This is a genomic window from Patescibacteria group bacterium, from assembly GCA_022563395.1.
Taxonomy (GTDB): Bacteria; Patescibacteriota; Minisyncoccia; order Minisyncoccales; family UBA10102; genus 01-FULL-49-22b.
Window position 1 is genome coordinate 615599 of sequence record JADFNM010000001.1, and the last position, 20245, is coordinate 635843.

Annotated in this window: 16 protein-coding genes; 14 read left to right on the plus strand and 2 right to left on the minus strand. The window is 43.1% G+C overall.

Going from position 1 to position 20245, the window contains the following annotated elements:
* Positions 1-64: 64 nt before the first annotated feature.
* From IH982_03400 to IH982_03445, 10 genes are all read left to right on the plus strand, one after another.
* Positions 65-1198 carry a hypothetical protein gene (locus IH982_03400; protein MCH7828875.1) on the plus strand — a complete coding sequence of 378 codons (1134 nt, stop codon included), beginning with the start codon at positions 65-67 and terminating at the stop codon, positions 1196-1198.
* Between the two features lie 241 nt (positions 1199-1439).
* The gene (locus IH982_03405) at positions 1440-2072 is read left to right on the plus strand and encodes a hypothetical protein (protein MCH7828876.1); all 633 of its coding nucleotides are present in this window, start codon (positions 1440-1442) and stop codon (positions 2070-2072) included.
* 170 nt (positions 2073-2242) lie between these two features.
* Positions 2243-2422, plus strand: coding sequence for a hypothetical protein (locus IH982_03410; GenBank protein MCH7828877.1), 180 nt, complete (start codon positions 2243-2245; stop codon positions 2420-2422).
* Positions 2423-2645: 223 nt separating this feature from the next.
* A complete protein-coding gene (locus IH982_03415; protein ID MCH7828878.1) occupies positions 2646-4535 on the plus strand; it encodes a GerMN domain-containing protein in 1890 nt (629 codons plus the stop codon).
* 202 nt (positions 4536-4737) lie between these two features.
* Complete coding sequence (locus IH982_03420) at positions 4738-4956, plus strand: DUF2007 domain-containing protein (protein MCH7828879.1); 219 nt, start codon at positions 4738-4740, stop codon at positions 4954-4956.
* 331 nt (positions 4957-5287) lie between these two features.
* Positions 5288-6091, plus strand: a complete 804-nt coding sequence (locus IH982_03425) for an MBL fold metallo-hydrolase (GenBank protein MCH7828880.1) — start codon at positions 5288-5290, stop codon at positions 6089-6091.
* A gap of 221 nt (positions 6092-6312) precedes the next feature.
* Complete coding sequence (locus tag IH982_03430; GenBank protein MCH7828881.1) at positions 6313-7245, plus strand: NADP-dependent oxidoreductase; 933 nt, start codon at positions 6313-6315, stop codon at positions 7243-7245.
* A gap of 122 nt (positions 7246-7367) precedes the next feature.
* Positions 7368-7796, plus strand: a complete 429-nt coding sequence (locus tag IH982_03435) for a hypothetical protein (GenBank protein ID MCH7828882.1) — start codon at positions 7368-7370, stop codon at positions 7794-7796.
* Between the two features lie 292 nt (positions 7797-8088).
* Positions 8089-8751 (plus strand): hypothetical protein, encoded by a 663-nt coding sequence (locus IH982_03440; GenBank protein ID MCH7828883.1) that lies wholly within the window; start codon positions 8089-8091, stop codon positions 8749-8751.
* 20 nt (positions 8752-8771) lie between these two features.
* On the plus strand, positions 8772-13181 hold the full coding sequence (locus tag IH982_03445) for a lamin tail domain-containing protein (GenBank protein ID MCH7828884.1): 4410 nt from the start codon (positions 8772-8774) through the stop codon (positions 13179-13181).
* 179 nt (positions 13182-13360) lie between these two features.
* Here the strand turns inward: IH982_03445 and IH982_03450 are convergent, their stop codons facing one another.
* Both IH982_03450 and IH982_03455 read right to left on the minus strand, forming a co-directional pair.
* Complete coding sequence (locus IH982_03450) at positions 13361-13597, minus strand: hypothetical protein (protein ID MCH7828885.1); 237 nt, start codon at positions 13595-13597, stop codon at positions 13361-13363.
* Between the two features lie 111 nt (positions 13598-13708).
* Complete coding sequence (locus tag IH982_03455) at positions 13709-13882, minus strand: hypothetical protein (protein ID MCH7828886.1); 174 nt, start codon at positions 13880-13882, stop codon at positions 13709-13711.
* A gap of 201 nt (positions 13883-14083) precedes the next feature.
* On the opposite strand from IH982_03455, the gene IH982_03460 reads away from it, so the two are divergent.
* From IH982_03460 to IH982_03475, 4 genes are all read left to right on the plus strand, one after another.
* Positions 14084-14728 carry a hypothetical protein gene (locus IH982_03460; GenBank protein MCH7828887.1) on the plus strand — a complete coding sequence of 215 codons (645 nt, stop codon included), beginning with the start codon at positions 14084-14086 and terminating at the stop codon, positions 14726-14728.
* An 87-nt stretch (positions 14729-14815) separates the two neighbouring features.
* A complete protein-coding gene (locus IH982_03465) occupies positions 14816-15319 on the plus strand; it encodes an RNA polymerase sigma factor (GenBank protein ID MCH7828888.1) in 504 nt (167 codons plus the stop codon).
* Between the two features lie 76 nt (positions 15320-15395).
* Complete coding sequence (locus tag IH982_03470) at positions 15396-16151, plus strand: hypothetical protein (GenBank protein ID MCH7828889.1); 756 nt, start codon at positions 15396-15398, stop codon at positions 16149-16151.
* Between the two features lie 140 nt (positions 16152-16291).
* Complete coding sequence (locus IH982_03475) at positions 16292-20116, plus strand: hypothetical protein (GenBank protein ID MCH7828890.1); 3825 nt, start codon at positions 16292-16294, stop codon at positions 20114-20116.
* Positions 20117-20245: the final 129 nt, after the last annotated feature.

Genomic DNA, 20245 nt, shown 5'->3' on the forward strand with positions numbered 1-20245 from the left:
GGGGAGCTCGTAAAGTTGAATCAAAGAATCGTCAAACAGGCGGTTTTTTGGTAGAGTAGGAGACATGAAATACCTTCTATTCGCACTCATTGGAATTGTTGTTCTGGCAGGTGGGTTTTTCTTTTTCCATTTTCAAGGAAACCCTGGAGAAGAGGAACCCTTATTTCCTCAAAAGGAGGAGTCAATGCCTGGAGAAAGCATTGAAACTGGGGCATCAAAAAAGGAAGTCTTGGAACAAGAGGAATCTTCTGCGTCAGAATCAGCCCCTGCAATTTCTCAAGTTGAAGAAGCAACTGAAGAGGTCGTACAAAAAGATTTTAGGATGGCCTTTGTGCTTTTAATTCGTAGTTCTTCTGATGCAACGCCAGGAAGAATAAATAAAATTAATGAAATCAAAAATGCCTTTCCGAATTCTTTCAAAACGGCAACAAGAAATTTAGCAACGATGGATACATCTTCAGACATTGTAATAATGACTGTAGACTCGGGTCCTGACATTACTTCATTTCTATTTGATTGGGGTAAATATCCACAAAAGTTTTATGAAGATCACGAAGACAACTTTGACTTTATAAGTTTCTATACAGCATTCGAAGATCAACAATCTCAAGCTCATTTACCAGTAAGCAATGCCATAAAGGGTATTGGAAATGTTAACTTAATGAATTCAGCAAGAGGATATGGTTCAGGGGGTAGGCTAAAAGGATTAAATTTTATGGGTGATATTACAATATTCGAAAGATTGCAGCTTTTAACTATAGAATCTGCATTAAATGCTTTAAAACATGAAACAGGTCATCAGTGGTGTTGCTATATAATGGACAGTAGAGAAGAAAATGGCAATGTGCCATTAATACAGGAGTATGTTCACTGGAACTTCTTTTTGGACTTAAAAAGTATCAATGATGGCTATATTGATCCATTAGGGGGAACTGATTGGATTGAAGTAGAGAAAAATAAATTCAAAGTATCAGATCGGTTAAGATATATAGAAGCTCGGTATTCACCGCTTACCTTGTACTTAATGGGACTTTTGTCAGCAGAAGATGTGCCACCAATACCATTAATAAGACCCTTTGATTCAGTTATAGAAAAATCAACCTATCCTCCTAATGAAGTTGATGGGATTAAAGAATTTGTTTCCATGGAAGACATAATTGCAAGAGAAGGAAAGTGGAGATGTTGTTTTAGTCCTTAACTTTCAATGTTCTTACGTGAACATATCGAGTAGCAGAAGAGGAGGGAACATTCTAGGTAGACGATATCATCCGTAGGGGGGGTCTCTTTTGGGGTGTAGGGGGGATCTAAGGAACGAGTTCTGGAGTATGGAGAATCTCCTGGTTCTCTCTTATCCAGGTTCTAACAGCCTCCACGCTCCGGAGCTCGTAAAGTTGAGTCAAAGAATCGCCACGATGGCGGTTTTTTGGTATACTAAAAATATGAAGAAGACTATCTTGGTTCTTTTTGGAGGTACAGCTATTATTGTAGGTGGACTCTTTGTGTACGATAGTTATATTGTTGATCAGAGACAGGATAAGGAAGAAAGGATCCAGGAAAGTTTAACACAAGAGATAGTGAAGGATCTTGGTATTAATATCGCAGACTGGCAAACCTACCGCAACGACGAGTTCGGATTCCAGATGAAATATCCTGAAGAATGGGAGGTGAAAGAATTTGAGACAAAAATTGATATTGGTATTTTTGGATTGCCTAAACATTATTTCGTTACTGTATCTAAAAGCGAAAACCCAGAAGGTCTAAATGGTAAACAATATGCTCAACAATGGCTAAGGAGGTTAATTCGTACTCTTCCAGAACAGACAATTATATCAACAAGCACTGAGGCGATTGAGGTAGGTGGATATGGTGGGTCTATAGTTCGAGATTTTCATATAGAGATAGAAGATGAGCCAAACCTTGATGTGATTTTCGTAGTCTTACCTGATCAAGAACTAATCTACCAAATCCAATTCCCAATAGGTGAAGGGCAATTAAGCAAGCGTATTCTAGATCCTGAAAAAAATTACAGAACTGCAAATCAAATCCTCTCTACGTTTCAGTTTATTAAATAGAAGCAGGTTCTAATAATCCTCCGACTTGTTTTAACACAGACTCAGGATATTTGATTTCTTCTATCCACCTAAAAGTTCGAAAATCGTCCCACCCGCGGAGCAATCTTGACAATATCACAAAAATGTGGTATTGTTTTAGTAGACTGAATTTGTACAGTAAGGAGCTAAGGATGGCAAAGAAGATTGTTGTAATTCAGCGTGGTGACCCAGGCTACACAGACTGGTATGCTTCCACAGAGGAGGGGGGAGGAATTGGAGCGGGAAGCAATGGTAGTACAGCAGCAGAGGCAGTTGGGAATCTTATACTCAACCATTCTAAGCTGTTCGACTGTGAAGTCGAAATCAAATAGTCCCGTAGCAGAAAAGTTCCATTAGGTTCAATTCTGTATGGGACTTTTCTGTTAGGAAAATATAAAACAGGTTCTAACATCGTCTCGTCAGTAGGACCATTTCTCGATTTAAACCAGCCATATATTCTGAGTCCTCTAAAAGTATAATAAGCTTTGGACTGGGGAGCTCGTAAAGTTGAATCAAAGAATCGTCAAACAGGCGGTTTTTTGGTAGAATATATCCATGCAAAAGAATGATTTTGAACACACTCAACGAGAAACATCCGAGCCCACTTCTTTGGGCTGGAAGAGTGCTTGGAAGGTTACAAAGGAGGTATATATATGGATCATTGGAGTTAATCTCCTTCTCCTATTGTTCAGTGTGGTATTTGGGGGTGTGCTCGATCCATTACTCGCATTGCTTTCTATAGTTTTGCCGATTGCTGGTATTGTTGTTGGAATCAAAAAATCATTTCCTCAGGCACAGAGAGGATTTCCAATCTTCCGTACAGCCTTTCTTATTGGAGTAATACCACTGGCTGCATTGTTTTTGTTTGGGCTATGGGCTATTCTCATAAATCTAGATCATCTAAGAACAAATGGTCTAGCAGCAGTTGTCCTATTGGTTGGACAAATTTCTGAGTTTGCTTCCATAGGACTTTTCTCTTCCTTGGTTTTTGGTACTGTATCCTACTTTGTTCTCTTAAAGAAAAGAATTTCCACGGATACCTCTTTTAAATCTACATCTTTAAAATTTCTCGGATTATTTTTTCTCTTACTATTTATTTATATTTTCATAGGAGCAGTGTTTGCTTCTCTTCTTTTCATAACTTCTGCAGCTTGGTCTAAAGATAGCAAGTCTCAAGAAAATATATCAGAAGTTGAAATTAGCAAGCAAGATGAAACAGCCGATTGGCAAACTTACCGAAACGAAGAGTTTGGGTTTGAAATAAAATATCCTGATCAATGGGGAATAAGAGAGACAGGCGATGGTTCTTTTGAAATTTATATTCAACAAACAGGTGTAAGTGATATTGGCTCAATAGTCTTTACAGGAGATTCAAATATCGATACAGCAATACAAAACCATCTGGCAAGGTATGTTGTTGGAACGCTAATTCAGAGAGAGGAAAATATAAGCTTGGATGGGAAATATGGAAAGCTTGTATATCAAAATACAGGTGGACGGGATTTGCAGGAGGATGATTTGAGTAAATGGTACTTTGTTGTAAATAATGGACAAATACTTAAACTTGGTCTTTATTTCCGCCCAAAAGGTTATGACTATGATGAATTATTTGATTTAATGCTCTCCACGTTTCGGTTCATTGAAAATGCGAGGGTAACTCTACCAACTACTTGTAAAGACGAATTAGATGGGGTTCCTGTTATTACTTCAATCTCACCAGCTTCTGGGTTAGTAGGTACAGAGGTTGAAATCAGAGGATGTAATCTTGGAGGATTTGAAGGTGACCTCGATGCTGTATTTGTACGGAGCGACGGGGAAGAAATCCCGCTTTATGGTGGAACATGGTATCCAGGATATGGGGGAGCAGAACCAGGAAAACTTATCAAGATAATTGTACGGCCATACTGTGAATCTGGCTCTGTAACTGGACGTTATTCTGGAATTACCTCACCATGCGAAACAGTAAATGTAACCCCAGGTACGTACAAAGTTTATACAGAAGCTTGGGGGAAGAAGAGCAATGAAGCTCTTTTTATTATTAAGTCTTCAGAGAATATGCAAACGATTAAACTTTATTATTATAATGAAGAACATGATCCTAACTTTGATTGTATAGCTGAAGCAGTTATTTCGGTTGAGCGAGAGATTCCTATAACAAATACACCCATTCAAGATACAGTCAAACTTCTTATAGAAGGAAAATTAACAGTAGAAGAAAAAGCCGCCGGATTTTCAACAGAGTTTCCTCACCCAGATTTCGAACTTCTTGGTGCAAACCTTACAGATGATGGAATTTTGACATTAGACTTTCCAGAAGTCTTTGGATTTACTAGTGGAGGATCATGTAGGGTTGGTATATTGAATGCAGAGATCGAAAAAACAGTTAAACAATTCTCACAAGTTAAAGAAGTTAAGTACACAAACATAGGGATATTTCAGCCATAAAAATTGCAAAGCGAACAATATTTCAGCAAAAACAGGTTCTAACTTCGTCCAGTAGCCCCCAGCAATTCCTCCATTTCTTTCATTTCATTCTTAATATTTACCCAATCAAGAGTTCTAAACTCGTTCAATAGGGGGATTTGATTAGCCTTATTATACTTTTTCAAGAATCGCCACGGAGGCGGTTTTTTGATAAGGTAGAAATATGGGAACTTTGATAACCATTAAAACCTACCCAGATAGGACAGAGGCAGAACTTGTAAAAGGAGTTCTTGAGTCAAAAGGTATCAAAGCTATGGTTTCTGCAGATGATGCTGGCGGGATGAATCCCGCCCTCTTATGGGCCACAGGGGGAGTGCGCTTACTCGTTAAGAAGAAAGATATTCAGATGGCAACTGAGGTTTTAGAAAGTTTTAGTAAGTAGATAAATCCACGAAACAGGTTTTAACTTCGTTCCATAGACGACTCAAGGCGATATTGTTCTTTCAAGAAGTGTGTAGTATCATTTAATATAGTCATAATTCCTTAATCTAATACAATACAAGATGAATAAAATCATTGTAGTTATACTTGTGGTGGTGGCAGCGATATTGCTCATCAGTACTATTACGGGGTCACCAACTGAGTCTCTTACTAAGACAACGTATGCCTCTATTCCTGATTCAGCTTTTGGGCCAGTTATTCCAGAAAAAGGATACCGCGTTGAAGAAATAGGCGATGGCCTTTACTGGGTAACTGAAGGAGTCTACCATATGATGTTTTTAACAACTGGAGAAGGGGTTATCGTTGTTGATGCTCCGCCATCCATTGGAGAAAATATATTGAAAGCCATTGCAGAAACAACTGACGAACCCATAACTCATGTTATTTACAGTCACTCGCATGCAGATCATATCGCTGCAGCAAGTATGTACCCAGAAAATGCAATATATATTGCTCATGAAGAAACTGCTTTGAGATTAGCTCAAGATAGACCTTTTGAATTTGGTTTGTTTGTGGGAGGCTCTGATGTTCCAGATCCTACGGTAACCTTCTCAGACACCTATACATTAACTGTCGGCACGCAAACATTAGAGCTCGAGTACAAAGGACCTGCCCATAGACCAGGCAATATCTTTATCTATGCTCCTCAGCAAAAAGTGTTGATGTTTATTGATGTTATCTTCCCCGGATGGACACCGTTTAAATGGTTAGCCGTTGCGGAAGACGTGCCTGCCTTTGTTGATGCTCATGATTGGGTATTAAGCTATGACTTTGATGCATTAATCAGCGGGCATGTAGGACGTTTAGGAACAAGAGAAGATGTTGAAATGCAAAAAGAGTATATCTTAGATACTCAAGCTAATGCAGCGAAAGCACTACAAACAGTTGATTTTAGTGCTATTGCGGCGGAAATTGGGTTTTCAAATGTATGGTTACTATTTGACACCTATTTAAATGCTGTCAGCGAAGAATGCGCAAAACTAACAGAGGAAAAATGGGTAGATAGATTAGGTGCGGTTGATGTATTTACCAAAAGTCATTGTGATAAGTTAGTTGAGAGCTTAAGAATTGATTAGTCTTATGGGGCTAGTAATCCTCAAAATACTGTAATCATAGTTTAATTTTAAAAGCGTTGACTCTCTGTTTTATTGAGAAAACAGGTTCTAACGTCGTCCAGTAGGGGGGAGCTCGTAAAAGTGAACCAGAGAATCGCCAAGTAGGCGGTTTTGAGTTTACACTGAGTACTCGAAGTGGTAGAGTGAAGTAAAGAGTTTCTTAAACCAATATCTACACGTTTATGAAAGCAGTTCAAATTAATAAATATGGCGACAACAGTGTCGTTGAAGTCAATGAGAAAGCAGCCAAACCAGAGGTGTCTGCTGGTACAGTTTTAGTGGAAGTCCACGCCGCAAGCGTTAATCCTGTGGACTGGAAAATCCGGGAAGGATATCTTAAAGAGATGATGCAGCTTGAGTTTCCAGCCACCCTGGGGGTTGATTTTTCAGGTGTAATAGCAGAGGTTGGTGAGAGTGTTTCCGGGTTTAAGCCAGGGGATGAAGTCTATGGCATGGCCAGCGCCATGACTGGCGGTTCGTTTGCTGAATTTATAATTGTACCATTTGCATCAGTAGCCCTTAAGCCAAAAAGCGTCTCGCATAGTGAGGCTGCGGCCGTCCCACTTACGGGATTAAGTGCGTTGCAAGTCTTAAAGGACCAGATGAATATTTCCAACGGACAAAAAGTACTAATTCATGGCGGTGCTGGTGGAATCGGCACGTTGGCAATTCAGATAGCAAAACAGCTTGGCGCTGAAGTTGCAACAACCGCAAGTAAAGAGGATAGTGACATTGTGAAAGAATTGGGTGCGGATACGGTTATTGATTATAAGAATGAAAAGTTTGAGGATATGGTGAAAGACTACGATGCGGTTTTTGACACTATCGGCGGTGAAACATATCAGCGATCATTTCAAGTACTCAAAAAGGGTGGAGTTATCGTTTCCATGGTCGAGAAGCCGAATGAAGAACTGATGAAGCAATACGAAGTTGAGGCGAAGATGCAATTTACTCAACCCAACGGCGCGCAGCTTGCAGAACTTGCCACCTTGGTTGATGAAGCGAAGATGAAAATAAAGATTGACCGCGCATTTCCCTTGGATGCAGTAAAAGAAGCACTTGATTATTTACAAAACAGCCACCATCAAGGCAAGGTGGTGATTACTGTTAAATAATAAGTAAGTTTTTTTGATTGTTATTTGCCTATAAAACAGGTTCTAACGTCGTCCAGCAAGGGGAGCTCGTAAAGTTAAGCCAAAGAATCGCCATGCAGGCGATTTTTTGGTAGCTTTAAGATATGCAGACTAAGCTTTTCTTGAAAGAAACGGTTCTTCTTACAAAGTCTTTTGATGCACATCAAGATTGGGAGGTTCCAATCCCCGGATTTTTTATAATTGCCTCAAAAGATACTACAAAAAAATCAATAGCTGAGTTTACAAGTGAAGAAGTAAAAGAGCTTGGTAGTGTAATCCATAGAGTACGGGTGGGGATGCGAGAAGTATTAGACATAAAAGATGTATATCTATTACAGAACGAAGCTTCCAAACACGGGTTTCACGTCTGGATGTTTCCTCGTTATTCATGGATGGAGAAGTTTGGATGGAGCCCTAAGTCTATAGCTTTGATTATGGAACATGCAAACAAACACATGAAAACAGACGGTAATATTAAAGAAGTAAAGGATGCGGTTATTCGGGTAAGAGAATATCTTGAAAACAGGTCCTAGTATCATTTCACCAACAATTCTTCTATTTCTCTCATCAAGTTTTCAGGGTTTTCAATAGCTTCTATCCACCTAAAAGTTCTAAACATGTCCCATAGGGGGGAGCTACTTCCGCTTAAACGAGATTTAAGCAGCACTGCTTAAATCTCGTTTAGTTATCCACAGGTTTTCCTCAGCAGCTCTTTTCAACCCAACTCAAAACCCTGTACAATAGAAAAGGTGTGTCGAATACCTCCTTAATGAAATTAAGGATGCTTTAATTTCATTTAGGCACTATTAACCTTTTGGATTTTGTATGCAAAAACAAGTGCTTATTATAGGGGCAATCCTTCTAGTGATTGTTATTGGAGGGATTTTTTTGTTGGTGAATCAAACAGAAACTAAATCTCGTTTAGGAGAACCTGAATACAGTACCACCCCAACCCAGTGGAGCCAAGCCGAAGATTACAAAATAGAAGAAACTCCCACCGGCACCGTTGTGGCGAACGAAAAAGCTGGCTTCAGCTTCAAAGTCCCTGAGGGGTGGAGTGTGGAAGGAGAGGAGGGGATTACGGTAGGAGAATATGCACTTGTAATCCTTTCTTCTGAGGCAGAATTTGAAGAAGATCAGTATGGCAATAAAACTACATTTCTCAGAGGATGTGCTATTAGCTTAGAAACCTTATATCAGAAAGACGAGGTTGTTTCTGTCAAGAATTTAATTGATACTTATAATGAGAAACCCGAGGCAAAACCAGAAGACGAAAGCATTATTATTGTTGATAATCAGTCAGCTCTTAGGGCGATTTTCGTACCAGAAGACCTAGAGATTTTAGAAAAAATCGGAGAGTTTATTCAAATACGAGTTCCAATTTCTGAAGAAACTCTAATAGGGTTTGGGATAAGGATGAAGCCAGAATACAGATCTGATTGCATTGCTGAATTCGACAGCTTTATCTCAAGTTTCTCCATTAACTGAGTATAATTTTGTATCTACTAATGGAGAAAGGATCTCTTCTATTCATTGGCATCTCCTTAGTTCTTGGGTTATCTCTCTTTTTCTTAGCTTTTGCGCAGTATGAAGAGACGTTTGCTTTGTCAGAAAAAGATATTAAGGACGCACTCATACTATCTAAAAAAGATACTACTCTTATCCTGGGCGTTGCGCAAAGCGAAACCTCTAAACTAGTACCTAATGGTAGAATTTTTGCTTACTCATCTCGAGGACAAGCCGCACTCACACTTTTTAGAAGCTCTTCTAGAAAAGCGGTACTGGATTTTCTCCCCGGATTTGCTGCTACCGAGACCGTAAAAGTTGTTATTAAAGCAGCCTCCTCGTTCCAGAAGCTTTCAACAGTAACAGCAAAAGAAGTTTTAGAAGAAATAGAAAAACAGACGGTTCAAAAAGCGGTAGAAACTGGAGTCAATTGGCTTTTTCAAAATAAGATAAAGATCGGGAGTGGGAGTATAACAAAAACGTACCGTAACTATGAAGGCGTTCAGACAGAAGCAATTTTCCAGTACGTAGTGGCTTATGAGAGTATTGATTCAGAGAGCGCTAAGGCGATGGTGGAGTTTTATTCTCCAGATTTCGTTGATGCCCCAGAGGCAAAGAGTTCCATTTCGGGTTTTATCGGATTTGTCGGTGATTCGCCTCACAGTGGCACCGTAGATCCTTTTGTGATCCATCTAGAGACTCAAGTTACAAAATCCGCCTTAGGCTGGGTAGTCGATTCGTCTGCTCGAACAAAAATCACGGTCGAGTTTCCCGATGAGGTGCCGAGGTTGGAGCTGACAAAGGAATTGCCCTACCCAATAGAAGAACAAAAGATTAATCTCCTCAATAAGCTTACTGCGATAAAGAAAGTTTTTGATACACTTGGAAATGCTGGAATTGAGATATTTAACATTCTTAGCAAGGGGGTGGGAATGGTACAAGGAACTGCCGAGGATTTTTTTTCCTTTATATCCAAGGTAATCTCTCTTGGTGGCGCCGGTTTAGTAGACCCTGCTGTTGAATCTCAACTTAACGAGATTAAGGAAGAGTTAGATGTAAAAGAGAATCAAGCGCAACTTAGTTTAACTAAGGATGAGGGCGATGAGCCTTTCCTTCAACCCCAATCTGAAGTTAACCAAGTAGAATTAAGCGAGACTAAGGAGGATTTGAAACTACAGGAAAACCAGGAGGGTGAGGAGAAACTTAGTCTCGTGAAGGAGATATGCGTCATTAATCCTCTGAAATCTCCTGTTTTTGGCGGTGTAATTTTAAGCGAGATCGCTTGGATGGGTACTGTTGCCTCGGCAAATGATGAGTGGATTAGATTGCAAAATGTTTCCCATCTGCAGAATATCTCAAATGTGTCGGTAAACCTGCAAGGGTGGCAGCTCATTGATAAAAATGGGGATATTGAGGTGATTTTTGAACAGGACCACCTTATTTCTTCACGGGGAGCATTTCTTTTGGAGCGTACCGATGATACCTCGTTGCCGAGTGTTTCAGCAGACTTCATTTACACAGGGGTTCTCAATAATACAAATGAGGCATTGTATCTTTTTGACAGCAACTGTGTGTTGCGAGACAAGGTGGAAGCTAGTCCTAACTGGCCAGGGGGCGATAATGATATCAAGCAACCTATGGTGCGTCTTTCAGATTTAAGCTGGGAGCAGGCAAAACTTGATTTAGTCAAGGATGAAGAGGTGCAAGAAAGGGTGTTTGCAGGATGCCTTGATGGACAAATAAATATTAACGCGGTAAATAACGACTTGCTGCAAGAGATTGTTCAGATTGGAGACGTCACAGCAGAACAAATTATTGAGGCGCGTGTTTTGCAGGCCTTTTATACGATAGACGAGCTTGAGAGAATTTCAGGAATTGCAGAGAGAACCGTTGCAAAAATTAAAGAGCAAGGGTGGGCCTGCGCAGCAGACGCGAAGGATGTCAGCTTTAGGTCCTTTCAAAAGCCAGTTTCATACGGAGGAGGGGGAGGTGGCTCTTCAGGCTCTCAATCTTCGCAGGAGAATCAAAGCGAAGAAGCGCAACTTTGTTCTCAAGCAAATATAGGTAGTCCCAGCAATACTCCCGTTATCATCAACGAGATAGCTTGGATGGGCACTACAAATTCTGCAAATGACGAGTGGATAGAATTAAAGAATGTTAGTGAAGAAGAGGTTACACTTGAAGGATGGCAATTACTTGATGCCAGCGGTCAGATTGAAGTTATTTTTACAAACCAGGATATCATTGCTGCATCTGGCTTTTATATTCTGGAGCGCACAGACGATACTACTCTTTTGGGTATCACAGCAGATACTATCTATGTGGGAAGTTTGGGTAATAGCGACGAATCTTTAAGACTTTTTGATAATACCTGTACTCTTATCGATGAGATTATAGCTGATCCGGATTGGCCAGGGGGTGATAACGATACGAAATATACTCTTGAAAGAGCAGAAGATTTATCCTGGCAGACCCATTATGGAGAGGATAATAGCGGGACCCCGGGTGCAGAGAATAGTACGGCTCCAGAGGATCCACCGACGCCCGTTGTCTTGCCCCAAACCGTGGTTATAAATGAGGTAGCTTGGATGGGAACAATAGCTTCTGCAAACGAGGAGTGGTTAGAACTTTACAATACCACGGCTGCAGATGTTGATCTCATTGGGTGGAAACTGCAAGCAGAAGATAGTGCCCCAACCATTGAGTTGATAGGTACTATTGCAGCGAATAGTTACTTTTTGTTAGAGCGGACTGATGATACTACAATTTCTGACATCGCTGCAGACCAGATATATACAGGTGCTCTAGAAAATGAGGGAGAAATTTTGAAACTCTATGATGCAGAAAATAATCTTATTGATATTGTTGATGCGTCCGCTGGCTGGATTGCAGGAGATAATGCAGTAAAACAGAGTATGGAGCGCATAGATGCGGCAAAAGGGGGGTCTGACCCCCCTAACTGGGCAAATAACAATCTTATTACACATAACGGAGAAGATTCAGATGGGGGATATGTGAATAGCACTCCACGAGCGCAAAACAGTGTTTCTTATTCTTCTACAACAATAATTAACACTGCGTTTCTCCGCTTTAACGAATTTGAAGAAGTCACCCTTGCTTTTCTGGGAAGTCCCTACGAAATGCTAGGGAATATTGAAGTGCCCCCTGGCAAGACATTGATTGTGGAACCAGGGGTCACTATTCGCTTGAAAGCTCTAAAGTCCCACGTGATTATTCATGGTACGCTGCAGGCTGTGGGCAGTGAAGATAACGTTATTACCTTTATTGACGGCGCTGACGGAAATTTTGGGAATTGGTGCGGCTTTTCCTTTTCTTCTACCAGCACTAACTCTCAGTTGGAATACGTGAAGGTAGAACAATCAGCGAGCGTTACACCCACCTGCGGCACATTAGGAGGAAAGACCTATGCTTTGTTTGTGGATGGGACTGACATCATCATGAAGAATTCTGTCATTAATAAAGGTAGTTCTGATCACAAACTCTCTCTTAGAAACTCAAATTCCACTATTGATTCTCTGACGATTACAGGTGATACAACCAAGACAGCGTTCGCTGCAGGAATATACATAGAAGGAGGAAGTCCGAGCATAACCAACTCTACGATTAAAGATAGCGCCATTGGTATATTTGTGGAGAATAATGTGTCGGACCCTGCAAGCTTGCCTACTATTACTAATAATACCCTAACGGATAATACCTATGCTATTATTCTGGCGGGAGCCGATGCTGTGGTTTCTGGCAATACGGCAACCGGCAATACGTATAACGGTATTTGGGTAAAAGATGCCATATCAACTGCAAACGCCGTCTGGGAAGCAGACACCATTCCCTACATTGTAAACCAGCTGGAAATAGAAGCAGGAAAAACCCTAACGATACAATCTGGTGTTGTTGTAAAGTTTCTTGCCGCACCCCTAAGTAATACGGAATTTATCGTACACGGCACCCTATTAGTTCAAGGCACCGCAGCAAACCAGGTGGTATTTACAAGAATTGGGGATGACACAGTAGGAGGAGATACAAACGGAGAAGGGCTTTCTTCTACCGTATACTGGAAAAGAATGCGCTTTACTTCAACAAGCACTGGTTCTGTTTTGAATCATACGGTTTTGAAATATGGGGGGCATGCGGCTGTGAAATATATAGGGGAGACAGAAGGAGATGGTGCTTTGCATGTACAAGGGGAGGTTGATTTGCAGAATGTGACTGTGCAAGATAGCCCTAGGGTTGGCTTGTATTCTTCAGGTATAATAACGGGGTCTGGTATAACGCTTGTAGATAATGCATATGGCCTTAACCTTGTAATGGCAGAGTGCCCGGTGCTTACCAATGTAACCATTTCTGGTTCTGGAGAAGATTTCTACCCTGGTTCTTTGGAGTGCCAATTTTGATTCTGCTTAAACGAGATTTAAGCAACATTGCTTAAATCTCGTTTAGTTTCTCATAACTAGATTAAGGAATCCTTAATTTCATTTAGGCACCATTAACCTCTTTTATTTTGCATGCAAAAAAAGAAAGGCGTCCAGTTCCCCCTACTGGACGCCTCTTGGGTTCTCGAGACCCTTTTCACTTAGCTGACCCTCGTTATCTCCAGAGTTTCGCCTGGAGCGAGGGCAACTTTACGGACGTTGATGCCGAGCTTGAGGAACCAGTAGTTCAACGTGGCTTTGCTGACGTCAAGCTGGCTGGCTATCTCCTGAAGGTCCGATTCCTCCTGGTCGTTGATCATTGCCGGGAGAAGCTGCTCCAAAGGTTGTTTGAAGTGTCTCTCCACAGACAACATGAGGTTGGTCTTTTTTTGGGCCATGGGTGGTTTCTCCTTATACAGGATCTTCCTCCCCGTGCCCTCCCCATTTACTGCCACGGGAGCGGTTTTGTTCGACGAGTCTCGAGTGTTATGTTGCTGAAAAGATCTGGTTTAGGGCACCTTGGCGGGTACCCTAGAAATGTAGGAAAGAGGAACATTTCTCAATACCACTGTGTCGAGCTGCACAGTGGCACGGGGAGTAGGTCCTCCTGTGAGGGCGATGATGAGGGCCCCGGTCAGGGTAGTGCCCCCACTCCTTGTGTCGACAGGGGTTTTGTTTTTCATGCATGCCCTTGCTTCTAGAGGTCCCATGATCTGCTCCTTTTCATGCTAGTCCAATGAGTGTTTCTGCGGGCTAGAGACTATAGAGTGTTTATAGCATAGTTGGTTGTCCTTGTCAACTTCCCCTTTTTGACCTACCGCTAGGTCTTTGGTATATTGGGGTGAGCCCCCCCACCACTCAAATATGAGTGTGGGGGTAAAAAAATGACTCCTGATTTTTTTGTTCGCCTTACAATGGCGGTCCATAAAGTAGTTGATATCCTGCCCCGGCAAGATCCTTTGAGGGTACAGATGCAAGATTCCGCAAACAAGCTTTTGGCAAGTTTGGTTTTACTTGCACAAGAAAATCCGGTTACCAAAGAGCAAAAGCGCCAGGTTGCCCCAAGGGCCATCAGGGAGCTTGGTATGCTTATTGCCTATTTAAACTATGCAAAGCGCACGACCCAGATAAACCCAGAGAACTTCTTGGTGCTGGAACGGGAATATAATAGGGTAGGAGAATTTTTGCGAAAGATTCACGAAACCCAGGGCGATTTTTACGGCTCCGCGGGAGCTTCGCCTAAATCGCCCGCCGAAGCCAAGCAGTTGGCTTCGGCCCCACAGCCTCTACCCGATGCTGCGCTTGAGCGAACTCCCTCATCCATACCTCCTAAGTCTCGCTTAAGCACAAGGCAGACCCGCATTTTGGAGCTTATGCGCAACAAGCCCAAAACCCAGGTTTGGGAGCTGCAAAAGGTTCTTCCCGAGGTAACAAAAAGGACCCTGCGCCGGGACTTAGACGACTTGCTCCATCGTCATCTCATTATCAGGCAAGGGGAGTGGAATGAGGTTTTTTACCAGATTCGCTAAGAATTGGGGAATAACTGTGGAAAAAACTAGGACATCGACTTTTTATGGAATTTGTCCTATCCTATGCGGTAGGACATTCTCATAAGTATGGAGGAAATCAATCAATATTTCAGCCAGGTATACGACCAATACGTCAAGCGCATCTACCGGTTCATCTACCTTAAGGTCAGTTTAACGGAGACGGCAGAAGACCTGTCGTCTGAGGTGTTTTTGCGTCTGTACCGGCATATTCAAAAGAACAATCCCATCATTGAAAACCCCCAGGCCTTTCTCTACCAAATAGCAAGAAATGTGGTGGCAGACCACTACCGGAGCAAAAAAGTCTCTTTAGTGTCTATTGAGAGGACCACCATTGAGATTGAGGATATTAGCGAGAAAACAAGGGAACAGGGCGAGATAAGCTTGGAAATGGACCGGATAAGGCAGGCCATAGCCCAGCTGCAAGACGACTACCAAGACCTTATTATCTGGCGGTACATAGACGAGCTCACCGTACCCGAAATAGCCCAAATTACCGGCAAGACCGAAAAGAATGTGAGAGTAGGAGTCCACAGGGCTATTAAAGCCCTTAAGGGCAAAGTAGCTGCTTAAATCTCGTTTAAGCAACAGGCTCGGGCGGCTATGGCCGGTAGTGTAACAAATAGGCGTATTTTACGTCATAATATAAATGAAGGACGAGAAGAATCTCGTACAAAAACTCACTCTTTTAAAAAGCATTGAACCCAAAGACAATTGGGTGCTTTTTGCTAAGAACAGGATTTTAGAGGATGGAGCTAAAATGCCTCAAGTGGTAGGACATTTTGTATCCTATCTACGATACCTTGAAAAGGCCACCTTCGCTCTGCGAGCTACGGTGGCTAAACCAGCCTATGTATTTGCAGCCCTGGCCTTTGTGGTATTGGGAGGGGTTGGCTACAAGATTTCCCAAAATAGCTTGCCAGGGGATGCCTTGTACTCGGTTCGTTCTGTCATTGAAAAGGCAACTATTGGAAGCGACCCCTTGGCTTCTTTGGAGGTAGCCCAAAGGCGCTTACAAGACCTAAGAAAGGTGGTTGAGGGCAACAAGGTAAAGAACCTGCCTCAAGCAACAAAGGACTTTAACCTAAGCGTTACAGAGGTTTCCAAGGGTCTTTTAGCCCTTGTGGAAAACGAGCCAGACAAGGCTTTACAGCTCTCTCGCGAACTAGTACAATTGCAAAAGGACAAAGCTCAAATAGAGCAGATTTTAGGCGCTGCCATTGGCGAGGAGGAAGCATTAGAATTGACAAACGCAACCAAGGTTTTTGTTGAGTCAGAGCTTACCTATTTGTTGAACCATACCCTCACAGAAGAACAGAATGCCCTTTTGAGAAAAGCGCTTTTTGACTACCAGGCAGAAGATTATGAGGCAGCATTAGAAAAGATCTGGGCGATTTCAAACTAAATTTACGTGAAGGCTGAACCCACTCTTTTGTTGTGGGATTGAAAAATCACTAAAGGTCGAAACTCGAGAATAAGTCGAAAGAATAATCCCTGCCCGCAATGCTACGCATAGCGTTGCAGGCGGGAAAACAAAAATAGAAAATGAGAAAATTCAAAAGGATTTTTGCTGCTGTAACTGTCATGACTATGTTGGGAGTGGCAGCTGTTCCTGTACCTGCTTCTGCTTTAACTGCAGAAGAACTGCAGGTACAGATTGATGCCCTTTTGGCACAGTTGGCAACATTACAGACAGAGTTAACTGAATTAACAGGAGAAGAAGCCCCAACAACAGGTGCAATTACAGGAGTCCCCGATGGCTTTACCTTTGAGACCAATCTGGCTCAAGGAGACTCTGGGAGCGACGTAATGTACCTCCAGATTGTGCTGAACTCTGATTCAGACACCAAGCTGGCAGATTCAGGAGCCGGTTCTCCTGGAAGTGAAACAACCTTCTTTGGTCCTATAACCAATGCTGGTGTTGTAAAATTCCAGGAAAAGTATGCCGATGAGGTTTTGGCAACTTATGGACTAACATCTGGAACAGGTTTTGTGGGCACTACCACAAGAGCAAAACTTAATTCTCTGCTTGGTGCAGCTCCCGCAGGTGAAGAGGAGCCAACAGGAGAAGAGCCAACAGGAGAAGAGCCGATAGTAGAAGGAGATTTGTCAGTTGCCACGCCTGGTCCTGCAGTTACAACGTTTGTTGCAGGTCAAGCCACCGCAAACCTGATTGATCTTACATTTGTTGGAACAGCCACCGTTACAGGACTTACGTTAGAAAGAATTGGTGTTTCTAGTAATACCACGGCTTCAAACGTATACCTGTTTGACGGCGTTGTTCGTTTGACCGATGCTGGCACAGTGAATTCAGACGGCGTTGTTACCTTTAACAATGCAAACGGCCTGTTTATTGTGAGCGGCGTAAAGACCATTTCAGTGAAATCAGACATCTTAAACGGTTCGGGCGAAACCCTTGGTATGCAGTTGACTGCAGTTACCCTTGCAAGCGGCACGGTGAGCGGCCTTCCCGTTACGGGAAACCTTAACACCATTGCTTCAGCCAGTTTGGGTACTGTTACCCTTGGTCTAATAACTCCAACCACGTCAACTATTGACGCGGCAAACGACGTTATCGTTTGGGAGAGTACTGCAACTGTGGGTCTACGCAAGGTTTCATTGACCAGACTTGCGCTTCGCAACATCGGTTCCATTAACTCAACGGATGTTCAAAACTTCCGCTTGCAGGTTAGTGGCGTAGAAGTTGCCCAGACTCAAAGCCTGGACTCAAGCGGATTTGTTACCTTTGACCTTTCTGCTTCACCATATGTTCTGGATACGGGAAACCGCATACTCAGAGTTATGGCCGACGTGATAGGAGGAGCTTCTCGAAACCTGCAAATGTCATTGCGCAGAGCCGCAGACATTGGTTTGGTTGACAGCAGCTTCAACGTCAACATTACTGCAAGTGATACTTACCCGGCAAGTACCGGAGTTGTTGATATCAACGCAGGAACAATGACGGTGGTAAAGGCATCTGATTCGCCTTCCGGTAACATTACCGACGCAGCAGTAGATGCTGTCTTGGCACGCTACACGTTTACTGCATTCGGGGAGCCAATTAAGGTTGAAACCTTAAACGCTGTCGTTGATTCCAGTGATAATGCCGTGGCCCAGTTAAGAAACGGCCGCATTATGGTGAATGGAGCTCAGGTTGGAAGCACTGCCGCACTTGTAGAGGAGAATACAACAGCAACAGGTACGCAGTACACAACCAACTTCATTGTGAACCCTGGCACTCCGGTAACCGTGGAAATTCGCGCCGACATCTTTGACGACGACGGAACAAACGATGTTATCTCAGGTGTCACCCTTGTAGCCAGCCTGGCTCAAGTTACAGGCAATGCTGTGCCTCAGACGTCACTTGGTACCATTAATGTTCCAACTGCTAACCAGGCTGCAAACCAGGTATCCGTAGCAACCGGCTCTGCCACATTGGTTGCAACAGCAAGTTACCCCAACCAGACCTTTACGGTTCCAATTACAGCTTACAAGATTGCTGAGTGGGATTTGACGAATGGTTCTACAGAGGCAGTGAACATTACAACCCTTGACGCAGACTTTGCAAGAACTGGCAATCTTCTTATCGGAAGCTTGTCTGACGTATGGGTTAAGTACGGTAGCAACACTTCTACCGTTAAGTCTTCGGTAATCTTGACTCCCAATGTTTGGTCTGTAAACTTCCAGCTCGCTAAAAGCGAGACCATGAAGATTCAGGTGTTTGCAAACATCAGCAGCTTTTCGATTACAAGCGACACGGTAACCGTAACAATGGAAGTTTCAGGAACTGGTGTTGATTCTGCAACCACTGTTACTACCAGTGCACAACCCGGCCAAACCATGACTGCCGGAACAGGTACCCTAGTAGCTGCATTAGATGCCTCATCGCCTAATTCTGCATTGATTGACGACTCAGGCACTGTAAACGTTGCAGCATTTGAGTGGACAACCACAAACGACATCTTCACGATTACCGAGATAAACGTCAATCTTTCAACCGCAACCGCAGTAACAAGCGTGCACTTGATGGATGGTACCACTGCGCTTTCGACGAAGCCCGGTGCCATCGACGTAACATTCGGAGGTCTTTCTATACCGATTGTTGCAAACGGCACCAAGACATTAGGTATTGACCTTGTAATGTCTACGGTTGGATTTGGATTCGGTCTTACCGCTTCAGATGTGGCTGTAACGCTCGACGTTGTAACATCTAAGGATTCACAGGGTGTGGAGTACGTTGACGCGAGTCCTAACAGTGATCAAGGTAGCCTGAATGATGATGGCGGTGATCCTGTGGGTAACGCAACCTACGCCTACAAAGCAGTTCCAACCATTACTTTGGTAAGTCTGCCTACAGGCCTATTGGGTACGGGTACCAAGACACTTTCTAAGTTCACCATAAATACCAATGGTACAGGAACCATTGCCTGGAGAAAGCTTCTCTTTACGGTTACCAAGTCAATAGTTGCTGGTGATGGAGTCATTAGTGCCCCAGCCCTATGGGAGGGCAATGAACAGGTTACCGGTACTGCAATTGTAACTAACCTTGGCGTTGGTCAGAGTCCAGGGAGCATTACATTCTTGGCTACGAGCGAAGAAGCGATTTCAGGAGCCAAGACCTATGAGTTGCGTGCAACTATAGCTGGAACCATTGCAGTGAATGACAGCATTAACACGAGCATTGCAAACCCGCTTACTACCTTTGCAGCTTCTCTTGGAGCTTTCGCATCACAAACCACAGGTGGTAGCAACGTCTACTACGATGTAGGTGATGGAGGTACGGCAGATGTTGGTGATGTTCGCCAAAGCACTGCTCTCTCTGTAGTTTCTGCTTACGTACAGACAGACACAGGAATTGCAACGTTCTTAACGTCTGATAATACTGATGAAGTATTGTCATTCGGCACCGTTGGCACTGGCCTAACCATTATCCTGACGGAAACTGGTGCAGGTACAGACCTGATTACCAACCCGCTTACCGGTACATTGGTAGACGCTGGATTTACTTGTAACGCGCATGCTGCGGCAAATGGTGGTGGTGCTGTTGAGCCAATCCCTGCAAACATCTTGTCAGTTAAATGCACGAATGGCGCTGGTAATGAAGTGATTCTCAACACCGCCCTAGTGGTTCCAGATGCTGCGCTACAGATAACTACAATTACTCTTACCACAAGCACATTTGCGACCAACACCGTTGTTGGGGCAAATGATTCTGACCTCAACATTCCGTTGACAGCCGGAGTTGATGCAACAGCATCATTCCTGTGGACTGATAAGTCAGCTCAGAGTCATGGAATTACCACGACTGACTGGACGCGAGACTACTTAATAGATGTTCTGCCAACAAGTACGCAGGGCCTCAATAAGTAATTCTCTCAGTAACTGCATCCCTATCCTTGTGCGCCCTTCGTAGCCCTTGTGGTGAAGTAGGGTGGGGGATTAACAGGAAACCCACTAGCCCCGCCTCTCTGGCGGGGCTTTTGGTTTGGCGCTGAGTAT

What these genes read in the sequence shown, in the direction of transcription:
- IH982_03400 (MCH7828875.1), top strand. Translation starts at nt 65, where the DNA reads ATGAAATACCTTCTATTCGCACTCATTGGAATTGTTGTTCTGGCAGGT.
- IH982_03470 (MCH7828889.1), top strand. Translation starts at nt 15,396, where the DNA reads ATGAAGGACGAGAAGAATCTCGTACAAAAACTCACTCTTTTAAAAAGC.
- IH982_03450 (MCH7828885.1), bottom strand. Translation starts at nt 13,597, where the DNA reads ATGGCCCAAAAAAAGACCAACCTCATGTTGTCTGTGGAGAGACACTTC.
- IH982_03440 (MCH7828883.1), top strand. Translation starts at nt 8,089, where the DNA reads ATGCAAAAACAAGTGCTTATTATAGGGGCAATCCTTCTAGTGATTGTT.
- IH982_03405 (MCH7828876.1), top strand. Translation starts at nt 1,440, where the DNA reads ATGAAGAAGACTATCTTGGTTCTTTTTGGAGGTACAGCTATTATTGTA.
- IH982_03455 (MCH7828886.1), bottom strand. Translation starts at nt 13,882, where the DNA reads ATGAAAAACAAAACCCCTGTCGACACAAGGAGTGGGGGCACTACCCTG.
- IH982_03445 (MCH7828884.1), top strand. Translation starts at nt 8,772, where the DNA reads ATGGAGAAAGGATCTCTTCTATTCATTGGCATCTCCTTAGTTCTTGGG.
- IH982_03465 (MCH7828888.1), top strand. Translation starts at nt 14,816, where the DNA reads ATGGAGGAAATCAATCAATATTTCAGCCAGGTATACGACCAATACGTC.
- IH982_03430 (MCH7828881.1), top strand. Translation starts at nt 6,313, where the DNA reads ATGAAAGCAGTTCAAATTAATAAATATGGCGACAACAGTGTCGTTGAA.
- IH982_03425 (MCH7828880.1), top strand. Translation starts at nt 5,288, where the DNA reads ATGTTTTTAACAACTGGAGAAGGGGTTATCGTTGTTGATGCTCCGCCA.
- IH982_03410 (MCH7828877.1), top strand. Translation starts at nt 2,243, where the DNA reads ATGGCAAAGAAGATTGTTGTAATTCAGCGTGGTGACCCAGGCTACACA.
- IH982_03435 (MCH7828882.1), top strand. Translation starts at nt 7,368, where the DNA reads ATGCAGACTAAGCTTTTCTTGAAAGAAACGGTTCTTCTTACAAAGTCT.
- IH982_03475 (MCH7828890.1), top strand. Translation starts at nt 16,292, where the DNA reads ATGAGAAAATTCAAAAGGATTTTTGCTGCTGTAACTGTCATGACTATG.
- IH982_03415 (MCH7828878.1), top strand. Translation starts at nt 2,646, where the DNA reads ATGCAAAAGAATGATTTTGAACACACTCAACGAGAAACATCCGAGCCC.
- IH982_03420 (MCH7828879.1), top strand. Translation starts at nt 4,738, where the DNA reads ATGGGAACTTTGATAACCATTAAAACCTACCCAGATAGGACAGAGGCA.
- IH982_03460 (MCH7828887.1), top strand. Translation starts at nt 14,084, where the DNA reads ATGACTCCTGATTTTTTTGTTCGCCTTACAATGGCGGTCCATAAAGTA.